Below are 16,638 nucleotides of genomic sequence, written 5' to 3'. Positions count from 1 at the left end.
GACGTCGGACGGGGGTTGGTAGTCTGCTCAGCCAGTTATCGCCCGGCGGAGTGCACCCTGGCTCATCGTCGTGCAACTCTCCGGTGGGCGTTGACCCACCTGAAATCACCCCGGAGGCAGGGCATGGCTTCACTCGACACGGCACTCAAGGACGCGATGGGCATCGAGGGTGCCGTCGGTGCCGCGCTGGTCGACTACTCGAGCGGTATGACACTCGGCACCGCCGGTGGCTCTGCTGAGTTGGATCTCGCGGTGGCCGCAGCAGGGAACACGGACGTGGTCCGAGCCAAGATGCGCACCCTGGAGATGCTGAAGATCGCTGACGGTATCGAGGACATTCTTATCACGCTGGACACCCAGTACCACCTCATCCGCCCGGTCTCCTCCCGGTCCGGTCAGGGCCTGTTCTTCTACCTGGCGCTGAGCCGTTCCCGGTCGAACCTGGCCCTGGCCCGGCACCAGCTGCGACAGATCGAGGCCTCGCTCGAGCTCTGACCGGGGTCAGTAGGAGTTTCGTCTGCTCGCCGGGGAGGTGCCCGGTCGCCCTTCCCGGCGAGTGCGCTGCCCGGGTGGGACCACTACGCCCGCACCGTACCGTCGAACGGAGATCAGTCATGTCTGGAACCAACGGCAGCGTTCCGTCACCTCCGGATCTGGCGTCCGCTGAACTGGCCTCGCTGAAGAACGGCGTCACCGGCGTGATCGGCTCGGTGATCGCCGGTGTCGACGGGTTGTTGCTGCTGCACGATCTGACCGACGGCACCGAGCCGCACGACCTGGCGGCGCTCGCGGCGGCGACCTTCGGACTCGGCCGGCAGACCGGCCTCGCGCTGCGGCAGGGCCCGTTCCGGGAGTCCACCGTCCGCAGCCACAAGGGCTATTTCTCGGTGTACGCGATCAACGACAAGGCGTTGCTCGCGGTGCTCGGCGCCGACGGGCTGAACGTCGCCCGGCTGCACATCGAGGCGCGCGGGGTGGCCGGCCGGTTGACCACCATGCTCGACGAGCACTTGGCCAACCAGGTACGGCTCTGAGAAAACGTCAACCCTAGGTTGACGTAGCACATGCGTCAACCTAAGGTTGACGCATGTCCGAATACCTGCCGCTCGGCAATCCGGTTCGCCTCGACGACCTGATCGCCGGGATCAAACGAGCCAGTGACGATCGACTCGCCCAGCTCAGCAACGCCGTCGTTGTCGGCGACCACCTCGGCGAGCTCGCCGATCACCTGATCGGCCACTTCGTCGATCAGGCCCGCCGGTCCGGCGCGTCCTGGACCGACATCGGGCGCAGCATCGGGGTCAGCAAACAGGCCGCGCAGAAGCGGTTCGTGCCGAAGACCCCGGAGGAACCCAACGACCTCGACCCGCAGCAGGGGTTCAGCCGGTTCACTCCGCAGGCCCGCAACGTGGTGGTCGCCGCCCAGCACGAGGCCCGCCGCGCCGGCAACGACGAGATCACCACCGGCCATCTCGTCCTGGCCCTGCTGGCCGACCTGGACAGCCTCGCCGCCCGGGTTCTGGCCGACCGGGTAGGCGACCTGGACCGGATTCGTCAGGTGGCGGCGACGGCCCTGCCGCCAGCGGTCGACCATGTGCCGGAGCTCGTCCCGTTCGACGCCCAGGTGCGCAAGGTGCTGGAGCTGACCTTCCGCGAGGCGCTACGGTTCGACGACCGGATGGTCGGGACGGCCCACATCCTGCTCGCCCTGCTGGAGTACGCCGCCGGGGCCGGCCCGCTGGCCGATCTGGGCGTCACCAAACCCGACGTCGAGACCTACGTCCGTGCTGCGGCCTCCCGGGAGGACCTGCCGGCGGCCTGACGGTTGGCGGGCAACTTGCGGGTGTCCCGCAACTGCAGGTACGGCTCGCGGTCGTCCGGATGACCGGCCGCGATCGCCCGGCCACGCTCCAGTTCGGCGTCCAACTCGCCGCCGAGCAGGATCGCGATGTTGGTCAGCCACAACCAGACGAGGAAGACGATCACGCTGGCGATGGCACCGTAGGTCTCGTTGTACGACCCGAAGTTGGCGACGTAGAACGCGAATCCGGCGGAGACCAGCAGCCAGAGCAGCACCGCCAGGACGCTGCCCGGGCTCACCCACCGGAACCCGCCCTGCCGGGCGTTCGGCGTGGCCCAGTACAGGATCGAGAACATCAGGCTGACCAGGACCACCAGCACCGGCCACTTGGCGACGTCCCAGGTGGCGACCGCCTCCGGCCCGACACCGAGCAGTTCCCCGGTCCGGGCGGCCAACTCCCCGGTGAAGACCACGATCAGCGCGCTGGCGATCAGCATCAGCCCGATGACCGCGGTGACGCCCAGCCGGATCGGCAACGTCTTCCAGATCGGGCGACCCTCCGGCACGTCGTAGATGGCGTTCGCGGCCCGCATGAAGGCCCCGATGTAGCTGGACGCCGACCAGAAGGCGGCGAGCAGACCGACGATGGCCACCAGGCCGGCCGTATCGGAATTTTCCCGGACCTGGGCGATCGACTGGTCGAGGAAGCCGCCGATCTCGCCGGGCGCGAGACCGCCGATCACACCCTGGACGTCATCGGTGGCACCGCCGCCGAGCAGCCCGAGCACCGACACCAGCACCAACAGACCAGGAAAGATCGACAGTACGCCGTAGTAGGTGAGCCCGGCCGCCAGGTCGGGCACCGCGTCGGCGGTGACCTCGCGGACCGTACGCCGAGCGGCTGCTCACAGCGACGCAGCCGACAGCCGGGCCGCACCGGCCGGCCCTTCGTCGGGTGCCACCGGCGGCCGGCCGGGATCGTCCGGGTCACGGCGCTCGGTCGCCGGCCCGTCCCGGTCCGGCTGGGTCCCTGTGGTGCCCGCTGTCGACATCGTGGCGACCTCCGATCGGTACGGTACGAGGATCCTGCCCAACCGCCGTCCCGGTCAATCCTCGGGTCGCCTACCGGCACCGGACGGGCCGATCGAGTTCAGGGCACGCCCTGGATTGCCAAATCGGGTCGGACACGCACCCCGGGCAGGATGCGACGATGAACGGCGGCAGCCGGCTGACGGCGGCCGGCCCTCGCCGGCCGCATCTCAAGGGGCGCTGCAGTACCTGGCGGCACACTTCTCGGTGCGTGACATTCACGACGGAAGGAATCCGATGACACTTCGTGCCACGATTGTCGGTGCCGGGCTCGCCGGATCGCTGACCGCGGTCGCGTTGGCCCGTTCCGGCGTCGGAACCTCCGTCTACGAGGCGTACCTCGATCCGGCCGGGACGACCGGGGGCTTTCTCAACCTGACCGCCAACGCGCTCGGGGCGCTGCATTCGGTCGGCTGTCTGGAGCAGATACAGGCACGCGGGATCGTGGTGAACCGGCTGTGCCTGTGGAACGGCGAAGGCCGGCTGCTGGGCCGACTGTCTCGGGCCGGTCGCCTGGCCAACCGGCCGATGAATCTGTCGATCATGCGTGGCGACCTGGTGTCCGTACTGCGCGACGAAGCGGTCCGGGCCGGAGCAGAGGTCCACACCGGCCGCTGGCTGGCCGGTGCCACCAGCAGCACCGGTGGGGTGACTGCGCAGTTCATCGACGGGGCCCGGGTGGAGTGCGACGTGCTCGTCGGTGCCGACGGGACGCATTCGCGGGTGCGCAGGGTGATCAGCAACGCGGCGCCACCGCCCGAGTACGGCGGACACTGCGCGATCGACGGGGTGACCCGGCTGCCGGGCATCGCGGCCGGGACGTTGCATCTGGTGGTCAGCCGGCAGGGCTGCTTCCAGTACACCGCCAAGCCGGACGGCACCGTCTGGTGGAACGCGCTGGTGCCCACCGGCGACCTCGACCCGGCGGAGCTGGCCGGCATCAGCGAGCAGGGCTGGCGGAGCCGGCTGTCCGCGCAGTACGGGCAGGGCGACACTCCGTGCGCCGCCCTGATCGCGCAGTGCGCGACGCTGGGCCGGCCCGCGCCGCTCTACCTGCCGCAGCGGCTGGCGCACTGGCGGCGGGGCCGGATGGTGGTGCTCGGTGACGCTGCCCACCCCGTCGGGTACGGGCTCGGTGCCGGGCTCGCCCTGGAGGACGCCGTGGTGCTCGGCCGCTGTCTGCGCGACATCGACGACGTGCCGATGGCGCTGACCGCGTACGAGTCGATGCGTCGGTCCCGGACGGAGCGGGCGCTGCGCGCCGGTACGCGGTACGGCCGGTTCCGTAACCTGCCCGGCCGCGGCTGGCTCGACGTCGCTCTCGCGCCGCTCTACCGCCGGTACTTCTGGGGTGGCGCATCCTCCTGGCTGCTGGCGTACGACGTGGAGTGGCACCGCCAGGTCCGCGTCTGACCAGCGTCGGTCCGACCGGCATCGGTGGTCGGATCACCGTCCGACTGACCACCGTCGGGTGGCCGCAACGGCCGACCCGGGCCGCCGCCCGTTCGACGTCGATCGAACCGTTCGGTCCCGATCGACGCTGGACGATCAGCTGGCGGATCCTCTGGACGTCACGTGGTTGAATGGCCGGCATGAGCGCCGCTGCGGAGGCGAAGGTCTCTCCTGGACGGGAATTCTGGCTCCGCCGACGTGGCATCCAGGTACGCCTGTTCGCCCTGTCCTGCCTGGCGTTTCTCGCCTTTCCGTTGAGCGTCGTGCACGACCGCAACCAGGCACTCTATGTAGGACTTGCGCTGTTCGTGCTCGGCTACGCACGGGTGGTCATCCGCAACACTCCGCAGCTGCACACCAACCGTGCGCCGGTGACGGTCGCTGTGACGTTGATCTGTGGCCTGGCGATGGTGCCGCAGCTGCGCTACGACTGGCTGTCCGGGCTGGCCTTCTTCAGCCTGGTGATGCTGCTGATCAACTGTCCGTTGCGGTGGTGGCCGGCGCTGGTGGTCGGCCACACCGTGGTCTTCGTGGCCATTGCGGTGGGCCTGCTGCGGGTCAGCGCCGACTCGGTGGTGATCCTGATCCTGCTCATCGCCATCACCAGCGGCGTGCAGGTGGCGATCTACAACCAGATCGACACCTCGATGCAGTTGTTGCAGGCGCGGGCCGAGCTGACCCAGTTGGCGGTGGCCCGGGAACGTCTACGGATCGCCCGCGACCTGCACGACATTCTCGGCCAACGGCTGTCCGCGGTGACCCTCAAGGCCGATCTCGCCGCCCGGATGGTGGACTCGGCGCCGGACCGGGCGGTGACCGAGATGGCCGAGGTGGCCGAGGTGGCGCGGGACGCGCTGGCCGAGGTGCGGGCGGCGGTCTCCGGCTACCGGAAGGTCTCCCTGGCGGTGGAGGCGCAGTCGGCCGAGGCGCTGCTGCAGGCGTCGGGTGTCGTGGTCAGCGTCCGCGGCACCCTCGACGACCTGCCGGAGCCGATCGAGGAGTGCGCGGCCTGGCTGATCCGGGAGGCCGCCACGAACATCGTCCGGCACGCCCGCGCGCGCCGCTGTGCGATCGCGGTGACCCGCCGCGAGGGACGGTTCATCCTGGAGGTGCACGACGACGGGGTGGGCGCGGGGCTGACCGGCGCGCCACCGTCCGGTACCGGGCTGACCGGCCTGGCCGAGCGGGTGGAGCTCGTCGGCGGGGACCTGTGCGTCGGTCCCCGCGACGGCTGGTTCGTGCTGCGTGCCGAGTTGCCGCAGACCGTGGCGCCGATGGTCAAGGGCTGACCGGCTTCGCCTCGGCCGGAGGCGGTGGGTGCTCTCGTCGGCCGGACCTGATGGTGGCCGGACCTGATGGTGGCCGGACCTGGTGGTGGCCGGACCTGGTGGTGGCCGGACCTGGTGGTTACTCGGCTACCCGGGTGCGGGCCGTCCACTGGAAGACCACGGCCGCTCCGTGGTCGACGCCGGTAACGAGATCGCGCTCGAAGTGCTCGTAGCCGCCGAGCCACGGAATCTTGATCTTCCGCTGTTCGGGAGTCACCAGCCGGCGGCGCTGCTCGGCGGTGAGACTCGCCGGACCGCCGTGCAGGACGGCCGTCACCATCGCGGGGTCCACTCCGGCCGGGTGGACCGGGTTGGGGTGGTCGGACATCGGCACCTCCGGGTTTCTGCGGGTCACCTGCCGGCCGATCGCCACCTGGCGGCCGACCCGGCTGCGGTGTTCGGTGGCTGTTGCTGTGACGCTAACTATCGGCGCTAAAGAGGCCCTTGAGCAGCGTGGCAGCAGCGCCGGCACCGGTGGCACCGGCTGGCGGCGGCCGGATCAACCGGTGCTCAAGGGCGGCGCAGCACGCTCGACGCATGACGATTGGACCAGGACCTGCCCAGGTGACGGGTACGGCGACGTCGCGGGTGAGCGCGACGCGTCCCGAGGAGATCGAGATCGCGTACCAGCGTCTCGGTGACCCGCAGGGTGAACCGTTGCTGCTCATCATGGGCCTCGGCATGCAAATGATCATGTGGCATGACGACTTCTGCTCGGCGCTGACCGGGCGGGGCTTCGCCGTGGCCAGATTCGACCACCGCGACGTCGGCGCCTCCACCCATCTGCACGCCGACGGGCGACCGACCATCCTGCGGATGATGCTTCGACCGGGTGCCGCGACGTACCGCATCGAGGACATGGCGGGCGACGCGCTCGCCGTGCTCGACGCGCTCGGCTGGCCCCGGGCGCACGTGGTGGGCATCTCCCTGGGCGCGATGGTCGCCCAGCAGTTGGCGATCGACCATCCGGACCGGCTGCTCAGCCTCACGTCGATCGCCGCGACCGCGACGCCCCGGATCGGCCGGCTTTCGATGCGGACCGCGATGAAGCTGCAGCGGATGCAGGACCGGCCGGTCGCCGACCGCGACGACGCTGGTCAACTGATGGTGGACCTGTACGAGCTGATCGGTTCGCCCGGCCACGACATGGACGTGGACTGGCTGCGCGAAATGGGCCGGCGGGCCTTCGACCGCGGCTACGACCAGGCCGGGCGACTACGGCACGAAGCAGCTCTGATGGCTTCCCGGGACCGGCGGGCCGGCCTGGCGAAGCTGCGCATCCCGGCGTTGGTGGTGCACGGCGAGGCGGACCGGATCTGGCGGCTGCCCGGCGGCGAGGCGACGGCAGCGGCGATTCCCGGCGCCCGGCTCGTCACCTATCCAGGGCTCGGGCACGGCATCCTGCCCCGCGATCTGTGGAGCGACGTGATCGACCACATCTGCCAGCTGGTCCCGGCCTGACCCGGCCTGACCGGGCCGGCCGCCAGCGAACGCCCGGCCGCCGGCCGTGACCGTCGCCGCCGGTGGTGTGGTGCCACGACGTGGCACCACACCACCGGCGTGGTCGTCAGGGCCCGGCGGCGAGATCGGCCCGGGCCGCCTCGATCAGGTCGTCGAGGGAGAGCGAGGCCAGATCGGCGGTGTCCACCGCCGACGCCGGCCACGCGGGTTCTGCCGGCTCCGCTGACCTCGGCCGCGCGGGTTCTGCCGGCTCCGCTGGCTCCGGTGCGCCACCGGGCTGGTCCGCTGCCGGGAGCAGGCTGTCCACGAAGGCAGTCATCGCCCGTACCGTCGGGTGGTCCAGCGCGGCGGTTGCCGGCAACTCGACGTCGAGCGCGTGTGACAGCCGGGCCCGCAGGTCGATCGCCATGATCGAGTCGAGGCCCAGCTCGGCGAAGCCCCGGTTGTCGTCGATTCGTCCGGTGTCGCCGATCGTCTCACCCACCAGCTCCGCGATCGCCGAACGCAGCCGGTCCTGCCGGTCCGGGCCGGCCAGCCCGAGGAGCAGGCCGCGCAGCCAACCCGCTGGCCGGCCGGCCTCCACCGGTCGGTCCATGGGCGGGCCGCCCGCCGACCGGTCGTGGACCGTACCGGAGACGTCGGCGACCAGCTCGCGGACCAGCGCAGTCCGGGGATGCCCGGCGGCCCGCCCGGCGTACCGGGCCAGGTCCACGGCGACCGCTACCAGCCGGGTGCGCCGCGCGCCGAGCGCGGCGGCCAGCAGCGGGGCCGCCTCCGCGTCGGTGAGGGCACGCACGCCCAGTTGCCCGGCGGCCCGGCGGACCGCCTCGGTCGCGGCCAGCCCGCTGCCGCCCGCCGGTTCCCAGGGACCCCAGTTGACACTGACGGCCGGTACGCCGTCGGCGCGTAGCGCGGTCGCCAGCCCGTCCAGGTAGCCGTTGGCGGCCGCGTAGTTCACCTGACCGGCGGACCCGAACACACTCGACACCGAGGAGAAGAGCACGAAGGCGGTCAGGTCGAGGCCGCGTACCGCGTCGGCCAGGTTCCGGGCACCGCCCACCTTGCCGGCGAAGACCTTCTCGTACGCCGGCTGAGGAAGCGTCGCGAAGGCGCCGTCGTCGGTCGTGCCGGCCAGGTGCAGGACGGCCCGCAGCGGACCGAGCCGGCCCGCTGCGGCGACGGCCGTGGCACAGCCGGCCGGATCGGCGATGTCCGCGGCGACGACCTCGACCCGTACCCCCCGGGCGACCAGCTCGTCGACGGCGGCTCGGGCGTCGGCACCCGGAGCCGACCGGCCGACCAGGGTGATCGTCCGGGTGCCACCGTCGGCCAGGATCCGCGCGACGCTCAACCCCAGCGCGCCCAGACCGCCAGTGATCAGGACACCGTCCGGCCAGCTCGACACCGGACCGGGTTCGACGGCGACCAGCCGGGGCACCTCGACCCCGTCGGCGTGCAGCCGCAGCCGGGGCTCGGTGACGCCGCTGGCCAGCACCGCGTCGAGCTGCCGGCCCAGCCGGGCCGCGGCCGCCGGGGCCGGCTCGACCAGGTCGATCCGCAGCAGCCGCCGCTGCGACTCCTCCGCTTCGACCGCGGCCAGCATCCCCCAGAGCGCCTCCCGGTCGGGTGCGGCGGCGTCGTCGGCCGGGCAGACCACCACGTACGGCGTCGACGTCGACCGGCCCCGGAGCGACTCGCCGAGCGCCAGCACCGCAGCGGGCACCGGCCCGGCGGCGTCGCCGGTCGGGTGGTCGCCGGTCGGGTCCGTGCCGGTCGGGTCCACGGCCAGGAATCTGAGGTCCACTACGAGGTCCGCCCCGGACGCGGACCCGGACCGGTCGACGTCCACCGCGTGTCCGAGGTCGCGCAGTTCAGCCGCCAGCGCCTCGGTGAAGTCGGTCGCCGGGCCGACCAGCAGCACCGACCGGGACCCGCCGGACAGAGCCGCACCCGTCGGTGCGGTCGTGTCGCGCCTACCGGCACCCGCCGGGTCGGCGTCCGGGCCTCGGCCATCGTCGTCGGCCGGCTGCCACCGCACCGTGTAGAGGCCGGCCCGGTCGTCGCGCAGGCTCCGGCGCAGCAGCTCCCGGGGCGCGTGCCGGACCCGGAAGTCGTCGACCGCGAGCAGCGTCGTCCCGTCTGGCCTGGCCAGCCGCAGATCGGCGGCGGTGACCCGGCTGCGGCCACGGGCCAGCGGCTCGGCGTCGCGGACCCGGACCCGCCCCCACAGCTCCCCGTCGATCCGGTCCCGGGCCGGAAACTCCAGTCGGGCCGCGGCGAACGGGATGGCCAGTGCGGGAGCCTCCTCGGCGACCTCGTCGACGAGGAAACCGGCGATGCTCTGAAAACAGGAGTCGATCAGTCCCGGGTACAGCTGGTAGTCCGCCGGATCGTCGGGCAGCGGCGGCTGAACGTAGCGGACCAACGCCTCGTCCCAGCCCAGCCAGATGTCAGCGATCCACCGGAACGACGGACCGAGGGTGTAGCCGAGGTCGCGGAAGTACGCGTAGAACTGTGCGCCGGTGACGTGCCGCTGTGCCGAGGCGATGAAGGCCGCCCGGTCGGCAGCTGGGTCCGGTGCCGGCAGCTCCGCCACCGCAGGATCCGGTGCTGCGGGGCCTGTCGTCGTTGCTGTCGGCCGTAGCCGGGCCGCCAGGTGCTCCTGCCAGAGGTCCCGGTCGGCGTCGACCAGACTGCTCACCGCGAGCCGGCCACCGGCCCGGTCGACGGTCAGTTGGACGTCGTACCGTTCCTGCTCGGTGATCACCAGCGCCCGGGGGCAGACCAGATCGGTCAGCGTCACCGGGCTGCCGTCCGGTGCCAACGCCTGGACCAGGGTGGCCAGATGTGACGCGGCCGGCGTGACCACCGTGCCGTAGAGCCGGTGATCGGTCAGGTAGGCGGGGAACGCGGCGCTGCGGGTGAACTCGAAGACCCGACCACGCAGCGCCGGTGAACGCAGTTCCCGCCCGACGTGCGACTGGGTCTGCTGCCCGGTCGCCGCTGCCGGCGGCTGTCCCGTCGGCGGCTCGTCCACCGTAGCCGTAGCTGACGATGACGGCGGCTGGTCAGCCAGCGGTGTCCAGTACCGGGTGTCGGCGAACGGGTACCGTGCGGCCCGCTGCCCGGCCGGTCGTGGTCGCCGCGGCTGCACCGCCGCCCACCGGACCGGCCCTCCGGCGAGGTAGAGGCTGCGTACCGCGTCCAGTAGCGTGGCCCGGTCGGCGGCGCCCCGCCGCAGCGAGGCCACCACCCCGCCGTCCGGTGCCGACCCTCCTGCGGTGACCAGGCCGGCCAGCGTACGTCCCGGCCCGATCTCCAGGAAGACGTCGACGCCCAGCTGGCGCAGCTGGCCGATGCCGTCATGGAAGCGGACCGGCTGACGTACGTGTCGGCACCAGTAGTCGCCGAGGTAGGTGTCCGGCCCGGCGAGCCGCCCGGTCAGGTTCGCCACGATCGGCAGCGCCGGCGGGCGGCTCGGCAGCGACGCCAGGGTCTGCCCGAAGTCGGGGAGCATCGGCTCCATCAGCCGGCTGTGGAACGCGTGCGACACCACCAACTGCTGGCAGCGGACCCCTTTCGTCCGGCGGTCGGCGGCGAAGTCGGCGATCTCCTCGGCGAGCCCGGCCACCACGACCGCGCGGGGTCCGTTGATCGCGGCCACGTCCAACGTGGTGCCGTCCAGCCACTCGGCGACCTGGTCCGGCTCGGCGGCGACGGCCAGCATCGCGCCCGGCTGGGTGTCCTGCATCAGCCGCGCCCGCCGGGCCACCAGTGCCAGGCCGTCGGCGAGGTCGAGCACGCCGGCGTGGATCGCGGCCGCGATCTCCCCGACGCTGTGGCCGATCACCGCCGACGCGTGGACCCCCCAGCTCGCCCAGAGGGCGGCGAGGGACAGCTCCAGCGCGACCAGCGCCGGCTGGGTAGCCCAGGTCTGGTCGAGCAGCTCCGGCCGCGTGCCGTGCCACATCAGCTCGGTCAGCGAGCTGCCCAGTCGCGGAGCCAGGATCTCGTCGCAGGCGTCGAACGTCTCCCGGAACACCGGTTCGGTCCGGTGCAGTTCGGCACCCATCCCGAAGTACTGACTGCCCTGGCCGGAAAAGAGGAAAGCCACCCGGGGCGGTCGGCCCGCTGCCCTGGGCGCTGTCGCCCGGTCGGCCCCCGCGGGCGTTGCTGGCTGGTCGGCTCCTGCGGGCGTTGCCGTCCGGGCCAGTGCGCGGCGCAGCTCCTCGACGGACGAACCGAGCGCGGCCCGACGGACCGGCAGGTGGACCCGGCCCGCACCGGCGCTGCCGACCAACGCCGGCAGGTCCGCGTCCGTGCTGCCGGCGAGTACCTCATCCCAGGCCGTCACCGACCGGTCCAGCCCGGCCTCGTCCGGCGCGGACAGCGGCAGCAGCCACGGGCCGCCGGGCTCGTCGCCGGCCGGCTCCTGCGGCGGTGCCTCGGCGAGTACGACGTGCGCGTTGGTACCGGAGAAACCGAAGCTGGACACCCCGGCGAGGCGGGATCGGCCGCCGGAGCGCCACCGTACCGGCTCGTCCAGCACCCGGACGTTCATCTCCGCCCAGCCGATCTGCGGGTTCAGCTCGGCACAGTGCAGGTTGGCCGGCAGCCGGCCGTGCCGCAACGCCAGGACGGTCTTGACCACCGACACGATGCCGGACGCCGACTCGCAGTGGCCGACGTTGCTCTTTACCGACCCGAGGTGCAGCGGCTCACCGGGTGCCCGGCCGTCACCGAGCACCTGCCAGGCGGCCCGGACCTCGACCGGGTCGCCCAGCGCGGTGCCGGTGCCGTGCGCCTCCAGGTAGGACACCTGCGGGCCGGACGCCCCGGCGTCGGCGAGCGCGGCGCGCAGCACCGCCTGCTGCGCGGTCCCGTTCGGCGCGGTCAGGCCGGACGACGCTCCGTCGGAGTTGACCGCGCTGCCGCGTACCACGGCCAGCACCCGGTCGCCGTCGCGCAGCGCGGCCGACAGCGGTTTGAGCAGCACCACCGCGGCGGCCTCGGAACGGACGAAGCCGTCCGCGTCGGCGGCGAACGTCTTGCACCGGCCGGTGGGGGAGAGCATGTGGGCCCGGCTGACCGCGACCGACGCCTCCGGTGAGGCGATCACGTTCACCCCGCCGACCAGCGCCGTGTCGGTCTCACCGCTGCGCAGCGACCGGATCGCCAGATGCAGCGCGACCAGGGCCGAGGAGCAGGCGGTGTCCACCGCGATCGCCGGCCCGTGCAGACCGAGCAGGTACGCGATCCGGCCGGCGGCCGCGTTGAGCGAGGTGCCGGTGCCGAAGTACGCGTCCAGCTGGCCGAGCCCGCCACGTTGCAGCAGCCGGGCGTAGTCGGAGTTGGAGATGCCGATGTACACGCCGGTCCGGCCGCCGGCCAGGCCGGCGGGGTCGACATCGGCGTCCTCCAGCGCGTGCCAGGCACATTCGAGCAGCAGTCGGTGCTGCGGGTCCAGGCTCTGCGCCTCCCGGGCGGGGATCCCGAAGAACCCGGCGTCGAACCGGTCGACATCGCTGAGGAAGCCGCCCTGGTCGGTGGTGATCGTGCCGGTGCTCATCGGGTCGCTGTCGTGCAGCGCAGCACCGTTCCATCGGCGCGGCGGCACCGCGCCCACTCCGTCGCGGCCGTCGACCAGCAGTTGCCAGAACTCGTCGATGGAGTCGGCACCCGGGAACCGGCCGGCCATCCCGATGATCGCGATCGGCTCCCCGGCCGCGGCGTCGGCCGGCTGCGGCGTGGGGGCCGGGGCCGGTGGCCGGGTCGGCTCCGGGGTACCCGGCTCGGCCGACCGTACCGCCGGACGCTGCCGTTGCCCGCCGGCCGGCGGGGTGGCGCTGTCGTCGACCCGACCCAGCATCAGTGCGGCCAGATCGGAGACCGTCGGGTGGTCGAAGACGTCAGCCACCTGAAGCGGTACGCCGTACTCGCCGGCCAGGGCATCGACCAGATCGACCGCCATCATCGAGTCGAGGCCGAGATCGAAGAATCCCTGATCCTGGCGGACCTGCTCGCCGTCCGGGTAGCCGAGGATCCGGGCGACGACCGTACCGACCTGGTCGCGCAGCGCCGCTGGCCGGGCCAGCTCCGGCACGGCCAGCAGACGCTCGCGTCCCGCCACCCCGGTACCGGCCGGCGGGTCGGCGGCGTGGGCCCCGGCCGGGTCGGCGGGTCCCGACGCCGGCCCGGCCGGGGGGTAGGGGGCGCCGCCAGCGGCGGGTCCGGTGACCAGATCCTGGTACAGGGCCCGGGGCCGACGGGCCGACATCACCGCGGCGAACCGGTCCCACCGGACCGGGCAGCAGACCAGCACCGCGTCCGACCCGGCCGTACGGGCGGTCAGGCTGGCGGCCCCGGTCTGCGCGGTGACCGGGTCGACACCGCCGCGGGCCAGTTCGGCCAGATCGGTCGCGTCCACCATGCCGTCGACCGTCCACGGTCCGAAGGCGACGCTGGTCGCGGCCAGGCCGGCGGATACCCGGTGGTTGGCGATCATGTCGATCCCACCGTTGGCGGCGGCGTAACCGCCGTAACCGTCGGCTCCCCAGTGCGCCGAGACCGACGAGACCGTCAGGAAGAAGTCCAGCGGGTGGTCCCGCAGCAGCAGATGCAGCCACCAGGCGCCGGTGAACTTGCCGCGCAGGGTCTGCTCGAAGGCGGCCCGGTCGGCGTGCGCCAGCGGCGTACGGGTGAGATGCCCGGCGGCGTGTACGACGCCGCGCAGCCGGGGCAGGTCGTCGGCGAGCGCCCGGGTCAGCGCCGCCGGATCGTCGCAGTCCGCCGTACGGTAGCGCACCTCGACGCCGGCGTCGGCCAGCTCGGCGAGCAGTTCGGCAGCGGCCGGCGCGATGTCGTCGGCGGCCCGGCGGCCGGTCAACAGCAGCCGTCGGGCGCCCCGGCGTACCAGGTCGCGAACCAGGCAGCGGCCGACGCCGCCGAGCCCACCGGTGACCAGGTAACTGCCGTCGGGGTCGACCGGCAGCTGCGGGGCGTAGTCGGCGGGCACCGGACGCAGTCGGGCCGTCGCCGCCGTGCCCCGGCGGACGGCGAGCAGGTCCTCCTCGCCGTCGCCGGGCAGTGCCCGTAGCGCCGCCAGCAGGTCCGTCGGCCCAGTGTCGACCGGCAGGTCGACCAGGCCGCCCCAGGCCGGCAGCTCCAGGCCGAGCACCGGGGCCAGCCCGTGCAGCAGGCCGTGGGTGCTGGCCCGGACCGGATCGTCGGCACCGGTCCGTCGGGCACCCCGGGTCAGCACCACCACCCGTCGGTCGGGCGCACCGCCGGGCAGCGCCCGTACGGCGGTGGTCACCGCCACGCACAGCGCCGCGCCGGCACCGGCCAGTCCACCGTCGCCGGTAGCGGCGAGTTCGGTGGCCGGCTCGGTGGCCGGCAGCTCGGCGGGGAGCGCTTCGGCGGCCATGGCGAGCAGCACCAGCACCTTCTCAGCCGGGTCACGCCGCTGCCAGAACGCCTGCCACTGCTGGCCGTCGGCCGGCAGCGGACCGGTCGCGGCCGGCAGCCCGGCCGGGCCGAGAACGACCGTCGGCCAGCCGTCCGTCCGGGCCACCTCGGCCAGCGCGGTCAACAGCTCGCCGTCGTCACCGGCGAGCACCAGCGTGGAGCCGTCCGGGTCCCGGCCGGCGATCGGCTGCCAGCCCAGTTCGTACAGGGGTGCCGTCGGCGACGCCACGTCGGACGACGCGGGTCCGGACTCGACCGGTGGGGCGTACCGCTGCCGCTGCCACGGGTAGTGCGGCAGCTCCACCACCTGGCGCGGCAGGTCGGGCAGCGCCGTCGGCAGGTCCCCCTCGTGGACCTGCACCGTCGGGGCGTCGCTGCCGTCGGCAAGCGCGGACAGCGCGGCGGCGGCCGCCGCCGGGTCGGCGGCGGTGACCCGGGCGCGGACGGCGTGCCGGGTCCGGCCAGCGGTGGCGGTGTACGCGAACGCGGCGTACTGCTCCGGCCGCAGATCGGCCAGCCGCCGGCCGTACCGGTCGGCCAGTTCCCGCAGCGCCGGCCGGCTGCCGGCGGAGATCTCGAATCCGGTGACCGGCACGGCGTCACCCGCGACTGGCTGGCGGCCTGGCGCGGAGCCGGCGGGGCCGGCCGGTGCCTCGGCCGGCTCCGGTTCGCCGACGATGACGTGCGCGTTGGTGCCACTCATCCCGAACGAGCTGACGCCGGCGTGCCGGAGGCGGCCCGGCCGGCCCGTCCAGGGCAGCAGCCCGGTGGGCATCCTTACCCGGGTGCCGGCCAGGTCGATCCGGGGGTTCAGGGTGGAGAAGTGCACCAGCGGCGGTACGGCGTCGTACCGCAGCGACAGGATCGCCTTCACCACACCGACCACGCCGGCGGCCGCTTCCAGGTGGCCGACGTTGGTCTTGGCGGCGCCGACGTACAACGGGTCGTCGGCCTCGGTGGGCCGGCCCAGCGACGTCGCGACCGCCTCCATCTCGATCGGGTCGCCCAGCGCGGTGCCGGTGCCGTGGGTCTCGATCAGCCCGATGTCGGCCGGGGTGAGCCGGGCGTCGGCCAGCGCCGCCCCGATCAGCGCGGACTGGGCCAGCACGTTCGGCGCGGTGAACCCGGACGACCGCCCGTCCTGGTTGACCGCGGATCCGTTCAGGACGGCGTGCACCACGTCACCGTCGCGCCGGGCGGCGTCCAGCCGCTTGAGCACCAGCACGGCGCAGCCCTCGCCCCGGATGAACCCGTTCGCCCGGGCGTCGAACGCCTTGCACCGCCCGTCCGGGGAGAGTGCACCCATCTGCGGCCCGAGCAGCCGGGTGGAGCGGGGGGACATGATCAGGTTGACTCCGCCGGCCAGCGCCACCTCGCACTCGCCGCGCCGCAGCGCCGAACTGGCCTGGTGGATCGCGACCAGCGACGACGAGCAGGCGGTGTCGACGGCGACCGCCGGGCCGGTCAGCCCGAGCGCGTACGCCACCCGCCCGGCCGCGAAGCAGTGCCCGTTTCCGGTTGCCCAGTAGGCGTCGGCGCCGTGCGGCTCCCAGTCCCGGTAGTCCTGGTGGGTGATGCCGACGAAGAAGCCGGTACGGGTGTCACGTAGCTGCTCCGCCGGCCGGGCCGAATGCTCCAGCGCCTCGTGGCAGACCTCCAGCAGCAGCCGGTGCTGCGGATCCAGGGCCCTGGCCTCCCGTGGGCTGATCCCGAAGAACGCCGCGTCGAAGTCGAGGACCTCGTCGAGGAACCCGCCGAGCTGCGGCAGCTGTGCCCACTCCCGTTCGAACGGGGCCCGCCGGGCGGCCGGCAGCGGCCCGATCAGGTCCCGGCGTTGCGCCAGGGCCTGCCAGAACCCGTCGAGGGTGTCGATCCCGCCGGGCAGGCGCAGCCCGACACCGATCACCGCGATCGGCTGGTTGTCGCCACTGGCCTCCAGCTGCGCCCGCAGCTTGCGGATCGTGTCGAGGGCGCGCGACAGCGGCGTCGGCGCGGACGGCGTCGTGCCGTTCGGTGTGGTCGTCACAGCGGTTCCTCCGC

Annotated in this window: 10 protein-coding genes; 6 read left to right on the top strand and 4 right to left on the bottom strand. The window is 73.1% G+C overall.

Features of this window, described 5'->3' with window-relative positions:
* Positions 1-123: 123 nt before the first annotated feature.
* The 3 genes from EDC02_RS20045 (at position 124) to EDC02_RS20035 (ending at position 1,822) form a co-directional block, all read left to right on the top strand.
* Positions 124-495 carry a hypothetical protein gene (locus tag EDC02_RS20045; RefSeq protein WP_123603289.1) on the top strand — a complete coding sequence of 124 codons (372 nt, stop codon included), beginning with the start codon at positions 124-126 and terminating at the stop codon, positions 493-495.
* Between the two features lie 119 nt (positions 496-614).
* On the top strand, positions 615-1,034 hold the full coding sequence (locus EDC02_RS20040) for a roadblock/LC7 domain-containing protein (RefSeq protein WP_123603288.1): 420 nt from the start codon (positions 615-617) through the stop codon (positions 1,032-1,034).
* 53 nt (positions 1,035-1,087) lie between these two features.
* A complete protein-coding gene (locus tag EDC02_RS20035; protein ID WP_123603287.1) occupies positions 1,088-1,822 on the top strand; it encodes a Clp protease N-terminal domain-containing protein in 735 nt (244 codons plus the stop codon).
* On the opposite strand, the gene EDC02_RS20030 is transcribed toward EDC02_RS20035, so the two are convergent.
* Together EDC02_RS20030 and EDC02_RS42825 are read right to left on the bottom strand one after the other, a co-directional pair.
* A complete protein-coding gene (locus tag EDC02_RS20030) occupies positions 1,777-2,664 on the bottom strand; it encodes a YihY/virulence factor BrkB family protein (RefSeq protein WP_370461472.1) in 888 nt (295 codons plus the stop codon). The two genes, EDC02_RS20035 and EDC02_RS20030, sit on opposite strands and share 46 nt — an antisense overlap.
* A gap of 42 nt (positions 2,665-2,706) precedes the next feature.
* Positions 2,707-2,853, bottom strand: a complete 147-nt coding sequence (locus tag EDC02_RS42825; protein WP_370461471.1) for a hypothetical protein — start codon at positions 2,851-2,853, stop codon at positions 2,707-2,709.
* A gap of 274 nt (positions 2,854-3,127) precedes the next feature.
* Here EDC02_RS42825 and EDC02_RS20025 point away from each other — a divergent pair, with 274 nt between their 5' ends.
* Complete coding sequence (locus EDC02_RS20025; RefSeq protein WP_123603286.1) at positions 3,128-4,303, top strand: NAD(P)/FAD-dependent oxidoreductase; 1,176 nt, start codon at positions 3,128-3,130, stop codon at positions 4,301-4,303.
* Between the two features lie 179 nt (positions 4,304-4,482).
* Positions 4,483-5,631 (top strand): sensor histidine kinase, encoded by a 1,149-nt coding sequence (locus EDC02_RS20015; RefSeq protein WP_158632246.1) that lies wholly within the window; start codon positions 4,483-4,485, stop codon positions 5,629-5,631.
* A 118-nt stretch (positions 5,632-5,749) separates the two neighbouring features.
* Here the strand turns inward: EDC02_RS20015 and EDC02_RS20010 are convergent, their stop codons facing one another.
* Complete coding sequence (locus EDC02_RS20010; protein WP_123604967.1) at positions 5,750-5,998, bottom strand: DUF5988 family protein; 249 nt, start codon at positions 5,996-5,998, stop codon at positions 5,750-5,752.
* A gap of 209 nt (positions 5,999-6,207) precedes the next feature.
* On the opposite strand from EDC02_RS20010, the gene EDC02_RS20005 reads away from it, so the two are divergent.
* The gene (locus EDC02_RS20005; protein ID WP_123603283.1) at positions 6,208-7,131 is read left to right on the top strand and encodes an alpha/beta fold hydrolase; all 924 of its coding nucleotides are present in this window, start codon (positions 6,208-6,210) and stop codon (positions 7,129-7,131) included.
* 106 nt (positions 7,132-7,237) lie between these two features.
* Here the strand turns inward: EDC02_RS20005 and EDC02_RS20000 are convergent, their stop codons facing one another.
* Complete coding sequence (locus EDC02_RS20000; protein ID WP_123603282.1) at positions 7,238-16,624, bottom strand: type I polyketide synthase; 9,387 nt, start codon at positions 16,622-16,624, stop codon at positions 7,238-7,240.
* Between the last annotated feature and the right edge of the window lie 14 nt (positions 16,625-16,638).

It is taken from the genome of Micromonospora sp. Llam0, from assembly GCF_003751085.1.
In the GTDB taxonomy this organism is placed as follows: Bacteria; Actinomycetota; Actinomycetes; order Mycobacteriales; family Micromonosporaceae; genus Micromonospora_E.
The sequence above is the reverse complement of the archived record's forward strand: the minus strand, read 5'-3'. Positions and strand labels throughout refer to the sequence as shown.

Coding starts and splice junctions, on each gene's coding strand:
- EDC02_RS20035 (WP_123603287.1), top strand. CDS start 1,088: ATGTCCGAATACCTGCCGCTCGGCAATCCGGTTCGCCTCGACGACCTG.
- EDC02_RS20025 (WP_123603286.1), top strand. CDS start 3,128: ATGACACTTCGTGCCACGATTGTCGGTGCCGGGCTCGCCGGATCGCTG.
- EDC02_RS20010 (WP_123604967.1), bottom strand. CDS start 5,998: ATGTCCGACCACCCCAACCCGGTCCACCCGGCCGGAGTGGACCCCGCG.
- EDC02_RS20040 (WP_123603288.1), top strand. CDS start 615: ATGTCTGGAACCAACGGCAGCGTTCCGTCACCTCCGGATCTGGCGTCC.
- EDC02_RS20005 (WP_123603283.1), top strand. CDS start 6,208: ATGACGATTGGACCAGGACCTGCCCAGGTGACGGGTACGGCGACGTCG.
- EDC02_RS42825 (WP_370461471.1), bottom strand. CDS start 2,853: ATGTCGACAGCGGGCACCACAGGGACCCAGCCGGACCGGGACGGGCCG.
- EDC02_RS20045 (WP_123603289.1), top strand. CDS start 124: ATGGCTTCACTCGACACGGCACTCAAGGACGCGATGGGCATCGAGGGT.
- EDC02_RS20015 (WP_158632246.1), top strand. CDS start 4,483: ATGAGCGCCGCTGCGGAGGCGAAGGTCTCTCCTGGACGGGAATTCTGG.